Source organism: Thermoanaerobacter thermocopriae JCM 7501, from assembly GCF_001310975.1.
In the GTDB taxonomy this organism is placed as follows: domain Bacteria; phylum Bacillota; class Thermoanaerobacteria; order Thermoanaerobacterales; family Thermoanaerobacteraceae; genus Thermoanaerobacter; species Thermoanaerobacter thermocopriae.
Map to the genome: position 1 here is coordinate 150,102 of NZ_BAZY01000001.1, position 17,614 is coordinate 167,715.

At 33.3% G+C, this 17,614-nt stretch carries 17 protein-coding genes, 1 tRNA gene, 3 pseudogenes and 1 riboswitch; of the genes and pseudogenes, 19 read left to right on the forward strand and 2 right to left on the reverse strand.

Annotation, left to right across the window (positions count from 1 at the left end; all coding sequences use genetic code 11):
• Positions 1-148: 148 nt before the first annotated feature.
• The 13 genes from JCM7501_RS00740 (at position 149) to JCM7501_RS00800 (ending at position 10,145) form a co-directional block, all read left to right on the forward strand.
• Positions 149-523 (forward strand): coiled-coil domain-containing protein, encoded by a 375-nt coding sequence (locus JCM7501_RS00740; RefSeq protein WP_051421904.1) that lies wholly within the window; start codon positions 149-151, stop codon positions 521-523.
• 87 nt (positions 524-610) lie between these two features.
• Entirely contained in the window at positions 611-760 is a 150-nt protein-coding gene (locus JCM7501_RS12840) for a hypothetical protein (RefSeq protein WP_156202095.1), read from the forward strand.
• A 20-nt stretch (positions 761-780) separates the two neighbouring features.
• A complete protein-coding gene (locus tag JCM7501_RS00745) occupies positions 781-2,619 on the forward strand; it encodes an AAA family ATPase (RefSeq protein ID WP_028991435.1) in 1,839 nt (612 codons plus the stop codon).
• 207 nt (positions 2,620-2,826) lie between these two features.
• The gene (locus JCM7501_RS00750; protein ID WP_038001820.1) at positions 2,827-3,060 is read left to right on the forward strand and encodes a hypothetical protein; all 234 of its coding nucleotides are present in this window, start codon (positions 2,827-2,829) and stop codon (positions 3,058-3,060) included.
• A gap of 345 nt (positions 3,061-3,405) precedes the next feature.
• Positions 3,406-3,816: an IS200/IS605 family transposase gene (gene tnpA, locus JCM7501_RS00760; protein ID WP_028991437.1), complete on the forward strand. Its 411-nt coding sequence runs from the start codon at positions 3,406-3,408 to the stop codon at positions 3,814-3,816.
• 5 nt (positions 3,817-3,821) lie between these two features.
• A complete protein-coding gene (locus JCM7501_RS00765) occupies positions 3,822-5,465 on the forward strand; it encodes an RNA-guided endonuclease InsQ/TnpB family protein (protein ID WP_028991438.1) in 1,644 nt (547 codons plus the stop codon).
• Between the two features lie 382 nt (positions 5,466-5,847).
• Complete coding sequence (locus JCM7501_RS00775) at positions 5,848-6,660, forward strand: ArdC family protein (RefSeq protein WP_054644762.1); 813 nt, start codon at positions 5,848-5,850, stop codon at positions 6,658-6,660.
• The gene (locus JCM7501_RS12845) at positions 6,651-6,827 is read left to right on the forward strand and encodes a hypothetical protein (protein WP_154653773.1); all 177 of its coding nucleotides are present in this window, start codon (positions 6,651-6,653) and stop codon (positions 6,825-6,827) included. Before JCM7501_RS00775 ends, JCM7501_RS12845 begins: the two co-directional genes overlap by 10 nt.
• A 529-nt stretch (positions 6,828-7,356) precedes the next feature.
• Positions 7,357-7,704: a hypothetical protein gene (locus JCM7501_RS00780; protein ID WP_028991442.1), complete on the forward strand. Its 348-nt coding sequence runs from the start codon at positions 7,357-7,359 to the stop codon at positions 7,702-7,704.
• Between the two features lie 37 nt (positions 7,705-7,741).
• Complete coding sequence (locus JCM7501_RS00785) at positions 7,742-8,278, forward strand: 5' nucleotidase, NT5C type (RefSeq protein WP_028991443.1); 537 nt, start codon at positions 7,742-7,744, stop codon at positions 8,276-8,278.
• Positions 8,279-8,292: 14 nt separating this feature from the next.
• Positions 8,293-9,357 (forward strand): DUF3854 domain-containing protein, encoded by a 1,065-nt coding sequence (locus tag JCM7501_RS00790; RefSeq protein ID WP_028991444.1) that lies wholly within the window; start codon positions 8,293-8,295, stop codon positions 9,355-9,357.
• Positions 9,358-9,408: 51 nt separating this feature from the next.
• Positions 9,409-9,759 (forward strand): hypothetical protein, encoded by a 351-nt coding sequence (locus tag JCM7501_RS00795; RefSeq protein WP_054644763.1) that lies wholly within the window; start codon positions 9,409-9,411, stop codon positions 9,757-9,759.
• An 89-nt stretch (positions 9,760-9,848) separates the two neighbouring features.
• Complete coding sequence (locus JCM7501_RS00800) at positions 9,849-10,145, forward strand: hypothetical protein (RefSeq protein WP_028991446.1); 297 nt, start codon at positions 9,849-9,851, stop codon at positions 10,143-10,145.
• 124 nt (positions 10,146-10,269) lie between these two features.
• Here the strand turns inward: JCM7501_RS00800 and JCM7501_RS00805 are convergent.
• A tRNA-Arg gene (locus tag JCM7501_RS00805) sits at positions 10,270-10,345 on the reverse strand.
• A 118-nt stretch (positions 10,346-10,463) separates the two neighbouring features.
• Here JCM7501_RS00805 and JCM7501_RS00810 point away from each other — a divergent pair.
• Positions 10,464-11,068: pseudogene (locus JCM7501_RS00810) on the forward strand (50S ribosomal protein L25/general stress protein Ctc).
• A 29-nt stretch (positions 11,069-11,097) separates the two neighbouring features.
• On the opposite strand, the gene lysA reads toward JCM7501_RS00810, so the two are convergent.
• Positions 11,098-12,435, reverse strand: a complete 1,338-nt coding sequence (lysA, locus tag JCM7501_RS00815) for a diaminopimelate decarboxylase (protein ID WP_013150687.1) — start codon at positions 12,433-12,435, stop codon at positions 11,098-11,100.
• A 123-nt stretch (positions 12,436-12,558) separates the two neighbouring features.
• A riboswitch (Lysine riboswitch) is annotated at positions 12,559-12,748 on the reverse strand.
• Between the two features lie 133 nt (positions 12,749-12,881).
• Here lysA and JCM7501_RS00820 point away from each other — a divergent pair.
• From JCM7501_RS00820 to ftsX, 5 genes and pseudogenes are all read left to right on the forward strand, one after another.
• Entirely contained in the window at positions 12,882-13,337 is a 456-nt protein-coding gene (locus JCM7501_RS00820) for a hypothetical protein (RefSeq protein WP_013150686.1), read from the forward strand.
• Between the two features lie 234 nt (positions 13,338-13,571).
• Positions 13,572-14,719, forward strand: a pseudogene (locus JCM7501_RS00825) (ABC transporter ATP-binding protein).
• 255 nt (positions 14,720-14,974) lie between these two features.
• Positions 14,975-16,023: pseudogene (locus tag JCM7501_RS00830) on the forward strand (PucR family transcriptional regulator).
• A 6-nt stretch (positions 16,024-16,029) separates the two neighbouring features.
• Complete coding sequence (ftsE, locus tag JCM7501_RS00835) at positions 16,030-16,716, forward strand: cell division ATP-binding protein FtsE (protein WP_028991449.1); 687 nt, start codon at positions 16,030-16,032, stop codon at positions 16,714-16,716.
• Entirely contained in the window at positions 16,700-17,593 is an 894-nt protein-coding gene (gene ftsX, locus JCM7501_RS00840) for a permease-like cell division protein FtsX (protein ID WP_028991450.1), read from the forward strand. Before ftsE ends, ftsX begins: the two co-directional genes overlap by 17 nt.
• Positions 17,594-17,614: the final 21 nt, after the last annotated feature.

A 17,614-nucleotide genomic window follows, 5' to 3' on the forward strand; every position in this document is an offset into this window, starting at 1 on the left:
TACATTTATCACAAAGGGTCATGGAAAACTTTTGATGAGTTTATACGCTACAATCTGCAGGAAGGGCAAAAGTACTACATTGGTAATGTATTAGACTATCATTTTTAAAAAAGAAAGTACCTGTTAAGAACAAAGGAGGAGTGATATAATGATAGTAGAAAAAGACGAAAGAGGTGATAGCATGAAAAGCCTCGAAGAAAGGGTAGCATATTTAGAAGGCTCATTGGAGCATATAACAAGCCGAATTTCGAACATAGAAAGCGATATTAAAGAAATAAAAGCGGAAATAAAAGAACTTGATAGGAAAATAGATACAAAAATAGATGCGGTCAATAGTAGAATAGATGAACTTAACAGAAAAATAAATGACAAGATAGATGAACTTAATAAGAAAATAGATGACAAGGTGGATAGAATATTACATGATCTTAATAGCTCAAATAAATGGTTCATAGCAACAACAGCTACGGCAGTGATTGGAATAATAAGCATCCTAATAGCCATTATCAAAACAGGGCTATAAAATAAAAAAATAAAAGGAGAAAGCACGTCTCTTGATAGGGACGTGCTTTTAAAGTTTTAAAAATAAAAAGAAAGGGATGAGTGCAAAATGGAAAAAGAAATTCACAAATATTTTATAAAAAGATTAAAAGAAGAAGGAGTTCGTATTTTACCAGAACATTACCCTAAGCTTAAAACAAGAGAAGAGGTTGATGAATGGATTTATGTTATCAAAAAATCATTTGAAAACTTTTTTTGAAGAAAAAGGAGGAGAGAAAAATGAATAAAACATTAGAAAACTATCTTGTCTCAAAAATAAAAGAAACAGGGATTACTACTGTTCCCGGTCACTGGCCGGACTTTGAATCAGAAGAGGAAATTGATGAATTCTTCTCACAGGCAGAACAGCTTTCAAAATATGCCCAAAAGAAAAAGGAGGAGAAAGGCAAAATGATAATAAAATCAATAACCTTAAAAAATTTTAAGAGCCACAAAAATACGACTATTAATTTTGACAATAAACACACCATAATCTACGGAGATAATGGAATCGGTAAAACCTCTATAGGAGAAGCAATTACCTGGTGTCTTACAGGAGCAAATTTGTTTGCTACAGAAAATGTAACAAACAAATTAGTAACTATAGGGGAAAATGAAATGTCTGTAACTTTAATTATAGAAAAGGACAAAAAGGAATACGAAATAACCCGATCAAAGAAGAAAAACGAAATAGAAATAACTATAAATGGGATTAAATCTACGCAAATGGACATATATGTTCAATTCATACAGGACAAAGACATATTTTTCACTATATTTAACCCTTTATATTTTACAAGTCTTGCACCAAAAAATGCTAAAACTATACTATATAAAGTTTTACCGGAGGTTTCCAATGAAGAGGTTTTTAAAGAGCTTCCGGCAGAAATAACAGAGGTTTTAAAGAAAAACAATTTTTCAAATGCAAATACGTTTATTGAAAAGCAAAGAGAAATTTTGAAAGAATGGGAAGAAAGCAAAATAAGATTACAAGGGAATGCAGAAATATATGAACAGATTTTAAAAGCAAAAATTCCTGAAATGAAAAACTTTGATGAAACTCAATTAAAAACATTAGAAAAAAAACTATTGGAACTTCAAAAAGAGCAAAACGTAGAAATAGAGAGAGAACTAGCTGTACTAAAAGAACAGTATAAAAATCCTCCTGTAGAAAAACCACAGTTGAAAGATACAATCATTCTGCAGAAAACCAGAGAAGAACTTCTACAGGAATACAAACAGATTCAGCAACAAATTAAAAATCTTACGCCACAATACATTACCTGCAACAAATGTGGCAATAAAATAGATATTACACAAAAAGAAAAACAACACTTGTTATTAAAGCTGCAGGAAATAAAAGAAAAAGGCACAAAAGTTACTGCAGAGCTGAAAACTGTTATTGAAGAAAACGAAAAAATGAAAAAAGAATATGAAGAGAAAATAGAAAAATATAGGAAAAATATTCTGGCTAAAATTAAAAAGCTTGAAGCCCTTCTGAATACAAACACAAACAAAGAACAAATACAGCAATTAATGCAGCAAATAGAAGGACTTAAATATGAGGAAAAAGAGATAATAAGCCATAATGAAAATGTTAAAGCACTACTCATGCAAAAGGAAGAGGCAAAGAAAAAACTAAAAGAAGTAGAAGAAGATATAGAACTGGCCGAACAAAAGATTAATGAAGTAAAAACTCTAATAGAATATGCAAAAACATTCAATTCTAAAAAATTAGAACTTGAAGCAGCAGAAATAAACAAATATTTAAACAAAGTATCACTGCAGCTTTGGAAAATAGTTCAGAGCACAGGAGAGATTAAGGACGACTTCAAAATCCTTTACGACGGCAAAGAATTCGGCATACTCTCCTACTCTGAACGAATTAAAGCAGGACTTGAAATAGCCAATCTCATAATGGGACTAACAGATATTAAGCTTCCAATCTTTATCGATAATGCAGAAAGCATCACAGAATATACTGCACCGAACACGCAAATAATTGAAGCAAGAGTCAAAGAAGGTGTAAAAGCAATTGAAGTTGATACTTCACAGGATTTAGTTTTTGCAGGCTTGTGAGAAGAAGGCGCTCTGCCTTCTTCTTCTGTACATAGAGCCCAGCCCAGCATAAAAGTGCAGCAGTCGTCCCTTCTCCGTTGTGCGTTAAGAGAAGGTTGTTGGGCAGGCTCACAGCACTGTACCCCTCTGCTGTAAAAAACGGGTACAAAGAGTATTAAAAAAGAGTTATAATAAAAAGAGGGAAAACAAAAAATGGTGGTGAGTGCAATGAGTTTGAAGGAGCAGGCTTATAAAATAATAGATGAAATCCCTGAAGAAAAGATGGCAAAAGTAATAGCCATTCTTGAAAACTTAAAAGAATTGATAGAAGAAGAATTAGACGAATTTGATATTCAGCTTATAGAAGAAGCTGAAAAAGTACTTGCCGATGAAAATAAAGACGAATTTATACCTTTTGAGGAGGTGTTAAAGGAGGCTGGGATTGATGAAAAAGAACTATAAAATAGAATTTAGCAAAAAGGCTTCAAAATTTTTCAAAGACCAGCCTCCTCCACAACAAAAAAAGACTTGCAAAAGCAATTAGCAAATTACCTGAGGGAGATGTAAAACTTTTAAAGGGATACAATAAGCTTTATAGGCTAAAAGTAGGAGATTATAGAGTTATTTTCACAATCGATCAAGGTCAACTATTAGTTCGCATTTTAGGAGAAGCCGACGGGAATCCTCTCCAATTTATTGGAGAGATGAAAGCCGGTTGTTTTATCATAAAAAGCAAACAATACTATATGAATAAGAAAATATCTTAATATATTTGACATTAAATGAAAAATATTATATACTATATGTATGAAAAAGAATAATCTTATTCATGCAAGAACTTGTGTATACAATGTTAATTATCACATTGTTTGGTCAACAAAATATAGGAAGGAGGTTCTGGACACAAAGCTTCAACAAGAATTAAAAGATTTATTCCTTGAAATTGCCAAAGAAAAAGGGTTCACTATAGCAACGATGGAAATAATGACGGATCATGTTCATATATTTGCATCAGCTCACCCACAAGTTGCACCATCATACATAGTTAAAATGCTTAAAGGAATAAGTGCAAGAAAATTACTACTGAATCATCCAGAACTGCAAAAACAGTTATGGAAAGGACATCTTTGGAATTCTTCATACTATATCGAAACAATAGGTTCAATATCAGAAGATGCTGTTAAAAAATATATTGAAAATCAAAAGACAAGGGGGTGAAAAATGTGAGTAAAGTTACAAAAAGTGTGTTTTTGTATGGGAAACCAACGCAAGCCAAAAAAGAGAAAATAAAAGAAATGGAATATCTCTATACTGATCTCATCAATACCTATATTGAACTTCTTATAAAAGACAAGAATTTATATCTGCCAATTTTCTTAAATAACAGCAAAGATTCTCAAATACGTCAGTTTGAAAAGAATAATCGAAAACAAAACAGATTGAATAAATTGGGAAGTGCATTGGGGCAAAACGCCATAGATCACGCTGTAAAGGAATTACATAATCATTTCGTCCGAATAAGAAACTATATGTATAGTTTATATTTCAATAAAGGAGATATTTCAAATTTCGTGTCTTCAATAACACTATTAAATGCATCAATATGTGACCTTGATCCTCAAAAAGAGCTGCTAAAAAACATAGAAAGAATAACAAATATTTTAAATGATATAGGAAATAAAACTATAAAAGAAAAATATCAAAAACAATTGGAGTATTATAATGAGTTGTTAAATATGCTTAAAACACACACTAAACAGGAAATAGAAGAAATGAAATCAATAATAAGAATGACTTTTTTTGAAGAACTCACTGCAAGAAAACTGCCATATATAAAAGAGGCACCAATACAATTAGATACTAGATTATGCGAAATAGAAAAAGCTCAAAACATTAAAGCAGACTATGTAATTAGAGTTAAGACATTAGAAAGAGGCAAATGGATAGAAATTCCGCTAACAACATCAAAAAATTCAAAAAGAAGATTAAATCAATATAAAAATGGATCACCAACAATAAAAATATTAAAAAACGGACTAATAAAAGTAGCTATTCCAATAGCAAAAAAGACACATACATATGAATATAAGGAAATTATAGGAGTGGATGCAGGAGAAACAGATTTAATACATACCTCAGAAAATAAAGTATATGGCAGTTTTAAATATTTATCAGAGAAATATGACAAGATAGTTATTCCCAAATTGGCTAATAGAAGTAAGTTAAGAGCTTTGATGAAAAAATACAAAAAAGAATTAAAAAGTGAAACAAATGAACAAAGAAAAGAAAAATTAAGAAGGAAGATAAACAATATAAATAAAATGCTGCAGGGCAGAAAGACTTTGAACCGTGTTCTAAAGTCTTATAACCATGCAGTTCAAATGGAAATTGCACGTGCAGTGAAAGAATTTATAAACGATATAAAAAACGAAAAAGTACTTATAGTAATGGAAGATCTAAACATATTAGAATTTGATCGTGGCAAAAAAAGAAACAAATATGATTCCAACTGGGCAAAAGGGAAACTTCTTCAGAAATTACAGGAAACACTAGATTGGAATGGTAAAAAATATAAAGAAGTGGAACCAGCATATACTTCACAGGAATGCCCTATTTGCCATAATGTTGACAAAAAAAATAGGAATGGCAAACATTTTAAATGCACATATTGTGGTTACGAAAGTGATGCTGATTATGTAGCGGCATTAAATATAAAAGCACGTGCAGAAGACAAAGAAATTGAAGAAATAGTTGAGAAATACAGATACAATAAAAAAGAAAGACACAAAGCAATAAAAGAGTTGATAAAAAACAGGCACAGAGAATATTTGGATAGCGCAGCTCAAGCGCAAGCAAGAGCCATATGAACCTCTAGTGCCTTATGGCATGAAGAGTATCGAGTCCGGTTTTGGTTATTCTGAACCGGCCGATATGGCGTCATGGATTGGATGCTGTTTGTATCGAGAAGGTAGTGGAACAATTCCACGAGCCGAAACGATACAGAAGGCTCTTAATCCAGATGCTCTCCACTTCAGTGGAGAGAGGTTCACTTATAGGCAATCGTGGAGATGTGTACAAAAAATTATAAATTTACTTAAAAAATAGGCAAAGTCAAAGGCGGGAAGCAATCAAAAGCTCCCGCCTTTTTCTTTTTAAAATCAAAAACAAAAAGGGGGAAGTAAGAATGTCCAAAGTACATGATATTGTGCTGGAGAAAATACTCCGGCAGATGGAAGAGGGAGAAATACCATGGATAAAGGTTGGGGAAGCAACCAACCCATAAATTACATCACAAGGAAACCTTATACAGGAATAAACGTACTGCTGCTGTCAAAAGGCGGAGAATATCTCACCTTCAGGCAGGTACAGCAGCTTGGGGGAAGAATCAAAAAGGGAGCAAAGAGTGAAATAGTAGTATTTTTCAAGCCGTATACCAAAATTGTTAAAGAAGGAGATCCGGAAACAGGTGAAATTGTAGAAAGAGAAAAAGAGCTGCTTGTTTTGAGGTATTACCACGTCTTTCACCTAAGCGACATCGAAGGAATCCCCTCCAAGCTTAAAAAGACAGAACATAATCCCATAGAAGAAGCGGAAAAAATCCTAGAAGGCTACAAAAATGCGCCTGTAATAAGCCACAATGACCCCAATGCAGCATATTACATTACCGAAAAAGATATAATCAACGTACCTGAAAAAGGCTTTTTCCAAAACGTTTATGAATACTACTCTACACTATTTCATGAGATTATTCATTCAACCGGTCATCCAAAGCGTCTAAAGCGTTTTAAAGAAAATGAAAAAGACATATTTGGTTCAAATTCCTACTCAATCGAAGAACTCGTCGCAGAAATAGGTGCAGCAATGCTCTGCGAATATGCAGGCATTGCTGAAAAAACAATGAAAAACAACACGGCTTATATACAGGCGTGGTTGAAACAGCTTCAAAACAATAAAAACTGGATTTTCACTGCAGCAGGCAAAGCACAAAAAGCAGTAGATTATGTGCTTGGAATTAAATCGGAAGAAGAATCAGAAGAGGGAGATGATTTCCTATGCGCTTAACAAAGAAAGAAAAAGAAATTGTTGCTAACCTTATCCAAACTGAAATAGAAACATTAACAAACTTTATTAAAGAAAAACGAAGTACAGAGATGTCTTTCAGCGTTACAAAAGAACATATACAAGAATTAGAAAACATTTTGAAGAAATTGAAGGAAATAAAACCTTAATTAAAAAATCAGGGCAGAGCTAATCTCTGCTCTGATTGTACATAGAGCTTTATCCTGACGTAAAACACTTCTCCTGCGGTTGCTGTACCTCTCCCACTGTGCAGTGCAGGAAAAGAGCATAAGGAGAGGTTGTCAGGAAAAGCTCACGGCACTGTACCCTCTGCCGTAAAAAGCGGTACAAAAAGGACTTAAAAGTGTACCTTTTGCTTAATCAGGTACACAAAAATAAAAAATGAAGAGCATGTGTCTTTTTGTACAGACACATGCTCTTTTATAAAAAAATAAAGAAAGGAGTTGTAAAAATGGAAAAGACAAAAAGCAAATTAAGAAAACACAAAACCAAAGGTTTTTTATAGAAGCAGGGAACTGGTGCAAAAAATACGAAGACTTTATTACTAACAGTACGGTTAAAAAATGCAAAAAAGAAAACAATATGCATCCCAAAGGTTGTACCTACTGCATCTATTACAGCTACAAAGTTATTAGTAAAAACATCTAAAAATAACATATTTCAAGGAGGACTAGAAAAATGAGTAAAAGGAGGGAAGAATATATAGTCTCTTTGTGGGGTGTTCTTGTAAAAGTAACCTTTACAGAACATGCGCTAAAACGTCTCAAAAGCAGAACATCTATCACTACATTAGACATCCTTCGGTCTTTGCAGGCTGCTGAACCTAAAATAAAAAAACTTAGAAAAAAGCAGCACAGATTTGTAATATTCGACCACGTACTAAAAACAGCCTACATGGCCGTATTCGACAATCCAAACAGCATAGCAGTTATAACGGTTTACAAAGACACTGACACATGGATTGAAGGCGGACCAGACATTATAATGAGGACAAAAAAGGAGCTGCGGAGATATGTTTCCGTATAGCTCCTTTTTAAATTTAAAATTTAAGGAGGAGGTTAAAATGAAAGATCTAATCTACTTTTCTTGTAGAGTTAAGGACTTAGACAAATTTATAAAACTTTTATACACAATGGAGGGGAAAATAATCGCTGTTGATATTGACAATACACTCGCAAATGTCAACAGCGAACTAGAAAAAAGGGGTTATAGCACCAATGTATATCCCCACCCAGAACTTACTGAAAAATTCTGGGAAACATTAGAGGGGATAACAACACTATACAATGCAAAACCAATCTTTTCAACAATAAAAACAGTTAACACCTTTATAAATTTTGGTGCAGAGGTTGTAATTGTAACCAGCAGAAATATCAAACTAAAAAAACTTACAGAAGACTGGATAAAAAGATATTTTAAAAACGAACCGGAAATATACTTCACAAAAGAAAAGCACCAATTAGACGCTGACGTATATTTTGAGGATGACCCTGCTCAAATAAAAACATTAATTACAATAAACAAAACAGTTATTATTCCAGAATGGCCTTATAATCAAGGATTTAAAGACATTGACAACACAATTTATTACAAAATCTAAAGGGAGGTCTTAAAATGTCTAAAAATTTTAACATTTTAGAGGTTGCAGAAAGGCTGGGGATTAAAATTTTAAGAAGGGCCTCTTTTGAAGAATACACTGCAAGGTGTCCGTTCTGCGGGGATTCAGAAAATCCCAAACACGGACACCTTTATTTAAATGTATCAAAAGATACTTATTATTGTGTCAGATGTGGTGAAGGTGGGAGTGCAGTAGGTTTATATGCAAAGCTAAAAAATATTGATACAAGAGAGGCTTACAAAGAACTTAAAGAAGGAAATGTTACCCTTCCGGCAGTCAAAGAAAATCTCAAAAGGACACAGCACAACTCAGTTGCACCAATTGAAATAAGAGACAAAACATATAGAGCTTTTTTAGACAAACTTACTTTAGAACATAAACATATCAGAAATCTCCTTAAAAGAGGTCTTTCATGGGAAGAAACGGCTAAGAACCTTTATAAAACTCTACCGGAAGAACCACAGCAGCGCTGGGAAATATGCAGAGAGCTAATCAAAGAGGGATATTCCTTAGAGGGTATCCCTGGTTTTTACGAAAGAGAAAAGGATGGGAGAAAATACTGGGATTTTGTCGACTACAAAGGCTTTTTGATTCCTGTAAGAGACGTACAGGGGCGAATACAGGGCTTCCAGATAAGACTGGATGAAGAAGAAAAGGGAAGAAAATATGTTTGGTTTTCCTCCAGAGGGAAACCAAACGGCACCCCTGCACATGCCTGGCAGGGAGTGCACGGCGGGCCTTCTGAAGTTGTAATTATCACCGAAGGCCCTCTAAAAGCAGACGTGGCACACTACTTATCACGTCTTACGTTTATATCCGTGCCAGGAGTAACAGCGATAAAAGGAATAGAAGTTGTGCTGCGGGAAGTAAAGGCCAAAAAGGTCTATATTGCTTTTGATATGGACCTTTTAACAAATCCCGCAGTACAAAAAGCAAAAGAAAGGTTAGAAAAGAAACTTATTGAAGCAGGGTTTATAGTAAAAACAAAAACGTGGGACAGCAGATATAAAGGCATAGATGATTACCTGCTGTCTCAGAGGAAACAGAGAAAAATCGTATGAGAGAGGCTTTTGCCTCTCTTTTTTAAATTTTGAAGGAAAGGAGAATAAATGTTGGATAAAAACATAAAGTTAATAGAGCTTTGGGGAAGTGAAATCTGGATAGAAATTTCCGTTCATGCTTTTAAAAGAAAAAGAGAAAGAGACATTCTTCTTTCACTAGTTTTTAACGACATTAAAAGTGCAGAAGAACAATTGGGAGAGATAAAAAGGGGAGATACTTTTGTGATAATTGATAGTTTCGCAAATATTTCTATTGTGGGTAAAGTGGAAGATTTTAATAAAATAAGAATAATCACAGTAGTTAATAAAGGCAAAAGTTTTGTTCCTAAAAATCTACACGATAAAATCATTGTTTTGATTGACAAAAAAAATATTTTTGATATAATAAAATTAGAAATATAGAGGGTATGCACTGGACTGGGAAGAGTGCATAACCCTCTATTTATATTTTGTGCACTCTTCCTAAAAAAACAAAAAGGAGAGTGTTTTTTATGAGACTGATACTTTTACCAGAAGTGAAAGAATTTTTAAAAACAAACAAAACCCTTACAAGAGAAGATTTAAAAAATAAAATGTACGAAGAACTTAATTTCCCTTTACAAAAACCTTTAGTTTTATCCACTTCAATAAAGAAGAACGAAAAAGAGTTTTCTGTACTGTACGAAACAACTGATAGCTTAAAAAGTATAAAATGCATATACGTAGACGAAATAAAAACAGACCCTGATGCTCCAACGCTAAAAGAATATCATAAACAAAAACAAAAAGAAAAAGCATTAAACAGATAAAGTGCAGCTCTTTATTGGCTGCACTTTATTTGTGCTTTAGGTAATTTTTTACTGTGGGAAAAGTGTGGGAAAAAGAAAAAAGCAAAAATATATATTGATAGAAACTCAGTATTTTCAAGCATTTTGGTGCGCCTGACAGGAATCGAACCTGCGACCTCTCGGTCCGGAGCCGAACGCTCTATCCGCTGAGCTACAGGCGCACACCTTACATATAAAAGTTTACTATGAAAAGACTAGGCTGTCAAATGGGTTTGATAATTATTAAACGTAGTGGTAAAATAATATTTTGGAAACAATAAACAAAAGGAGGAGTGATAAATGCAGAGCGTCAGTATTGAAGCTATAAAAAGAGATATTGGGAAAAATTCAGCTCGCCGTTTAAAAAAGCAAGGTTATATTCCTGGTATTTTGTATGGTAAGGATATGACTGAAAACATTCCATTGGCAGTTGAATATAACAAATTTCAAAGGTTGCTACAACAACATGGAAGAAATGTCCTCTTCAATGTGATTGTGGATGGTTCTACTCATAATGCTGTTGTTAAAGAGATTCAAGAAGATACATTAAAAGGGAAAATAATTCATATTGATTTCCAAAGAGTATCGATGCATGAAGAAATTGAAGCCACCGTTCCGTTAAAATTTGAAGGAATAGGCTTATTGAAAGTAAAGGTGGAATTGTACAGCATCAGCTTTGGGAGTTGACAGTGGAAAGCTTGCCTGACAAAATTCCTCAAGAAATTGTTGTGGATTTGAGCAAGTTAGAGATTGGAGATACACTTTTTGTAAAAGATATACAAGTTCCTGAGGGAGTAAAAGTTATAGATGACCCTGATGAGATTGTAGTTTCTGTATTGGCACCTAGAGAAAGTGAAGAAGAGGCAGAAGAAGCTGCTGAAACAGAAAAAGAAGGTGATCAATAAAAAAGAGAGAGGGTTACTCCTCTCTCTTTTTAATAGTTAGCGATTTTTATTTTTTTATTAGTTAGCCTTTCTGGAATTACATCATTTCTGATTAAGTCTTCATAAGTTTCTCTCGCAACAATTATATCAGCTTGACCATTATATACTAAAACTGCCGCAGGACGTGGCAACCTATTATAATTGCTGGCCATTGAATAATTGTAAGCACCTGTACAAGTTACAGCTAATATATCACCTTCTTCAATTTTAGGAAGAGTAATATCCCAAATTAACATATCACCTGATTCACAAAGCTTTCCTGCTATTGATACTTTCTCTGATTTTATATTTTTAGCTTTATTAGCTACAATAGCGTCATATTTTGCTCCATACAAAGCTGTACGTATATTATCAGACATTCCTCCGTCTACTGCTACATATTTTCTAACACCTGGTATATCTTTAATTGCTCCTACTGTGTAAAGAGTGGTTCCCGCATTTCCTATTATTGAACGACCTGGCTCTACAATTATGTTTGGCATTTTTATATTTAAAGCAACGGAATATTCCTTTACTGCTTGCATTATTTCGGAGGCTATTTGTTCAATAGGCTGAGGATCGTCCTCTTCTACATATGCTATTCCAAAACCACCACCTAAATCTAGTTCCCCTACTTCCCAGCCTAAAAATTCTTTTAATAATTTTAAGAAATTCATCATAATGTCTATTTCAGCTTTATAAGATTCTGCATCAAAAATTTGAGAACCGATATGAGAATGTAGACCTACTAGATTTACATTTTCCAAAGTTAAAGCATATTCTATGGCTTTTATTGCATCTCCATTAAAAAGTGGGAAACCAAATTTTGAATCTATTTGTCCTGTTTTTACATATTGATGAGTATGGGCTTCTACCCCAGGAGATATCCTTATATAAATATTAGGAACTTTATTCATTTTTTTTGCTAAATCATTTAACATATTTAGCTCATACCAGTTATCTACAATGATTCTTCCAATATTATTTTCTAATGCCATTATAAGTTCTTCTCTTGATTTATTGTTACCGTGAAAGTATATTTTTTCGGGAGGGAACCCTGCTTTTAACGCAGTGTATAATTCTCCACCAGAGACCACATCAAGACCCAATTTTTCCTCTTCAATTATTTTACATATTGCCATTGTCATAAAAGCTTTGCTCGCGTAAATTACTTCATTTCCTGGATAATCTTTTTTAAAACCATTGTAAAATGCTCTACAATTTTGCCTTAAGAGTTCTTCGTCTATTACATAAAGCGGTGTGCCAAACTTTTTTGCAAGAGTTACCGTATCACACCCACCTATTTCCAAATGACCTTTTGAATTTATTTTCATTGTTCCATGAAACATTCTATCAACCTCATTTACTTTAATAATTTACATTATGAAACCTAATAGCAAAATAAAAGCAGCTAAGTATTACCTCAGCTGCCTATTATCCTCATAGACACGGTAATACCTCCTTCCCCCCTATAGCGAGATAGCTCTTCACTGAAGGCTCGGGAAACCTTCAGTGACAGTCCTATACCTATTCGGCATAGGCCCAGCTGCGTAAACTTTAAGGAATTTACGCGCTTCGGCGAGCATCCCTTTCATATACCTTCATCGGTCCTTAAATACCTCTGGTATACTACTCTTGATGACCCGCGCCTCTACCTCACCTTCCAAGAAGATGAGGTATTGTTATTCAATTTTTTTAATTATAATATCATTTATGAAAACAGCTGTCAATAGATTTTCAAAAAATTTTTTATTGGTAATGAAAAATTGGGCAAACTAAGTAGGAGGTGATATAAATGCCATGGATGATAACTTTCATAGTTTCATGGATTATTTTATTTTTATTAATTGATTGGAGGTATATAAAATATACAGTATGGGGAGGCCTATTAGCTTTAAGCTTTCAACTTGTTGTAGATGAAATTGCAATTGCTCTAAATCTTTACGATTTTTCTAATGTTGAAATTACAATTTTGAATTCAAGTTTATTTTTTACTTTGGGAGCGCCTTTTTGCGTAGGTATTTTGTATGCACAAACTTATCCTAGAAATAATATTTTACGCCTTATAAATGTGTTTGTTTTGACAGCATTATTTTTTATAATGGAATATTCATTAATATATATAGGGGCACTAAAGTATCTTCACTGGCGCTATTTATATAGTCTAATTATAGACGTGGCAGTACTTTTAGCTTTAGGGAATCTCATCACCATTTTTAGATTATCCCCCTGGATGAGGAGGGGAAGATAGTGAAACTATATGTTTTTTTAAGTTTGATTGGCATTGATGGAATATTGGCGTTTTTGTGGTTTAATTTTTTGAATAAAATTCAAGAGATATAAGGTTAAAGAAAAAAATACCTACTATTGTAGATATATTGTACAAAAATTTGTGCTAATTATCATATTTATTGACGATGGTAAAATAAAAAAAATAGTATTATAATAAAGACAACAAACGTTTTCTGATAGGGGGAATCTAAAAATGGCTGATGTGGTACTCAAAAATGTTTACAAAGTTTATCCAGGCGGTGTTACCGCAGTTAAAGATTTTTCTCTAGAAATACAAGACAAAGAGTTTGTAGTATTGGTTGGACCTTCTGGTTGTGGTAAAACTACTACGCTGAGGATGATAGCAGGGCTTGAGGAGATATCAAGTGGGGAACTTTATATTGATGGTAAACTTGTGAATGATGTGCCACCAAAAGATAGAGATATTGCAATGGTATTCCAAAACTATGCTCTTTATCCTCATATGACAGTGTATGACAATATGGCTTTTGGTCTTAAGCTTAGAAAGGTTCCAAGGGCAGAGATTGATAAAAAAGTAAAAGAGGCAGCTCGAATTTTAGGATTGGAAGAGTATTTAAACAGGAAACCAAAGGCTTTGTCAGGTGGACAAAGGCAGAGGGTTGCATTGGGACGTGCTATTGTCAGAAATCCAAAAGTATTCTTAATGGATGAACCTTTGTCCAACTTGGATGCAAAATTGAGAGTACAAATGAGGACCGAGTTGGCTAAACTCCATGATAGATTACAGACGACTTTCATATACGTTACGCACGACCAAACAGAAGCTATGACTATGGGTACAAGAATAGTGGTTATGAAAGATGGAGTTATTCAGCAAGTAGATAAACCTCAGACTATTTATGAGTATCCAAATAATTTATTTGTCGCTGGATTTATTGGAAGCCCTCAAATGAACTTTATTGATGCAAGATTGGAGAATAAAAATGGCAAAGTATATGCTACTTTTAAGGGATTCAGCATTTTGGTGCCAGAAGGAATTATAAAGAGATTAAAAGATCCAAGCTATGTGGGAAAAGAAATTGTGTTAGGAATAAGCCAGAAGATTTGCATGACGAACAAGTGTTCTTAGAAGCATATCCAGAGGCTGTAGTTGAGGCAAAAGTGGAAGTTACGGAGCTGATGGGGCCAGAGACATTTTTATATTTGGACGTGAATGGTGTTTCGTTGACAGCAAGAGTAGATCCAAGAACAAGGGCAAAAGCAGGAGATGTAATCAAAATAGGATTTGACATAAATAAATTGCACATGTTTGATAAAGAAACAGAAATGACAATTTTAAATAGGACAATAAGCGAAGAGGCGGTTATTTCTGCCTTTTAGAAGAAAGTCAAAGTTAAGTTTGAGTCTCGAAGTTAGTTTGGCGAAACTTTAGATACAACCAAAGACTGGCTCAGAGATAATAGCCTAGCTTGAGCATAAAGGCAGGAGACTTTTTATAGTGAAAAGTTTGAAGGCGGTTAATTCCGCCTTTTATGTTTTATGACAAAATGCCACATAGATTTACTTTTGCCTATTATTTCTTCTAGGAAATAGTGTATAATTATTGTATACTATATAAAGTAAGGTGGTATCAAGATGATCGGTTATGACCTTATAAAAAAAGTGGCCTACGATATTCAAAAAAATATTCAAATGCCGTTATATATAATAGATAAGTCTGGAAATTTAATTTACGGCGCTAAAGATTTTTTGAAAAAAAAGCAGGATTTTTAGAGATAAATGTAGAATATATTGATGAAAAAGAGATATATGAAGTAGGGGAATTTTTATGCTATAACATATGTTACAATGATATTCCTTTTTTTACTATCGCTTTAGAAAAAAAAGATGAACATTCAAAAAGAGTGCTTTATCTAATCTCTCTAGTTTTTAAGCAATTACTCTCCAACTATGGTAGAGAAGATTTTTTGATAGAGGCCTTAACGGGTAAATTAAGGCCAGATTTAGTGGCTTACTATGCTGAAAAATATAAAATAAATAAAAACACGAGGTACACAGTAGCAATTGTCGAATCAAGTAGTGAAATTGACGATGCGATAAAGATAATTAGGAATATTTTTGAAAAAGGCAGTTTATATACAGTAAAATTTGACGATAAAAGATTTGTAGTGATATTTTCTTACAAAGGGAATTCTTTGATAGAATTTTATAAAACTATAAAAGATATGATTGAATCTGAAGGCTATGTGAAAGTGAAAATAGCTAGTTCTTCTTCTTTTGTGCCGATCGCTGATATACATATTGCCTATGAGGAAGCGAAGTCAGCCTTACTTATTGGGCAAAAGTTGGATGATGAAAAAGGAATATATATTTACGAAGATTACAGATTTGCGGAATTATTATGGGGAATTGATATAGAAAAAGTAAATAATTTTATTAAGAAAACAAATGTTGATTTTTCTATTTTTAAAGATGAGGAATTGATACACACCTTAAATGCCTTTTTCAGAAATAGTTTAAATTTGAGTGAGACTGCGAGAGAGTTATACATCCACAGAAATACATTAGTTTACAGACTTGATAAAATTTCTAAAATGACAGGTTTAGATGCCAAAAATTTTGATGATGCTGTTCTGTTAAAAACGATTATGGTTTTGACAAAATTATACAATATTTCGGGGTGAGAAAATTTGATTAAATTTACAAATGTGTCTAAGAGATATAATAAAGATATAATTGCCCTTTCAAATATTAGTTTTGAAATTGAAAATGGAGAGTTTGTATTTATTGTTGGGCCTAGTGGTGCAGGAAAATCCACTTTAATTAAATTATTGCTGAAAGAGGAAGAACCTACATCTGGCAGTATTGTGATTAATAAAAAAGATATAACAAAACTTAAAAAGCGAGAAATACCTTATTTAAGAAGGAGCATGGGAGTAGTTTTTCAAGATTTTAGATTGCTTCCTAATAAAACAGTGTTTGAAAATGTGGCTTTTGCTATGGAAATAGTTGGGGCCCATCCCAAAGTGATAAGAAGAAAAGTCCCGATGGTATTATCATTAGTGGGGTTAAGTGATAAAGCGAACAAGTATCCTAGGCAGCTATCTGGTGGGGAACAACAAAGGGTTTCTTTAGCAAGAGCCATTGTAAATGAACCCTCTATTCTTATAGCAGACGAGCCTACGGGTAATCTTGATCCTGATACTTCCTGGGAAATAGTAAAACTCATCTCTGAAATTAACAAAAGAGGTACTACTGTTGTTATGGCCACCCATGCAAAAGACATAGTAGATGCCATGAAAAAAAGAGTAATAGCTCTGGAAAAAGGGAATATAGTACGAGATGAAGCAAGGGGTGTTTATGGATATGCTCTTTAGAAATTTTAAATATTTTTTAAAAGAAGGTTTTAGCAATTTAGCGAGAAATAGGCTTATGACAATAGCTTCTATAACTTCTGTAATGGCAGCAATGCTTATTTTAGGTTTGGTTGTTGTTATTATTTTAAATGTTAATAGTTTGACATATCAAGTGGAATCTCAATTAGAGCTTAAAGCGTTTTTAAAAGATAATATTTCTAAAGAACAAGTTACGCAGATAGGCAATGATATAAAATCAATAGAGGGTGTTACTTCAGTAGTTTTTGAGTCTAAAGAAGAAGCTTTACGAAAATTTAAGCAACAATTAGGAGATAAAAGCTATTTAGCAGAAGGACTAGAAAATGACAACCCTCTTCCCCAATCTTATATAATAAAGGTGAAAGATGCTAATTTGATGAAAGATATTTCAAATAAAATAAAGCAGATAAATGGAATTGAGAAGGTAAGTTATGGGCAAGATGTTGTAGATAAGCTTCTTGGAATTATAAAGATAATAAGGATAGTGGGGCTTTCCATTATACTTATTCTCTTTATAATTTCAATTGTGATAATCTCAAACACAATAAAATTAGGAGTTTTTGCAAGAAGAAGAGAAATCAACATAATGAAGTATATTGGAGCAACTGATTGGTTTATACGTTGGCCTTTTTTGATTGAAGGTGTAATATTAGGCCTGATAGGTGCTTTATTATCAGTTATAATATTAGTTTTGGCTTATGGATATGTGCTTGATGTTATGAATAATAAATTGATAATGTTCCAGTTATTGCCATTAGAAAAAATAGTAGGGGGCATTTTACTGTATTTTTCCATGATTGGTGCAATAATCGGAGCTTTAGGAAGTGGACTTTCAATCAAAAGGTTCTTGAATGTGTAAAAAAGCAAGGGGGAAGTAGCG